1 pseudogene is annotated in these 271 nt (G+C 60.9%); it reads left to right on the top strand.

Features of this window, described 5'->3' with window-relative positions:
- Nucleotides 1–271, top strand: a pseudogene (locus tag SB717_RS36010) (IS21 family transposase); the annotation flags it as partial.

Here is a 271-nt window from a genome sequence, read left to right as displayed (position 1 = left end):
AGCGGCGTTCCGCCACCCAGATGCACGAAGATTTGCGGGCGGCGGGCTACGACGGCAGCTATGACCGCGTGTGTGCATTTGTTCGCAGCTGGAAACAGGAGCGCGACGCAGGAGCCCAGCGGGGTGCGTTCGTTCCGCTCGCATTCGAATATGGCGAAGCGTTCCAGTTCGACTGGAGTTGCGAATACGTCTTTATCGGTGGGCTTCGGCGCCGAATTGAAGTCGCGCATATGAAGCTGGCAGCAAGTCGCGCGTTCTGGCTGGTCGGCTA

Source organism: Priestia sp. SIMBA_032, assembly GCF_046535215.1.
GTDB lineage: Bacteria > Bacillota > Bacilli > Bacillales > Bacillaceae_H > Priestia > Priestia aryabhattai.
This window is presented reverse-complemented; position numbering and strand designations above follow the sequence as displayed.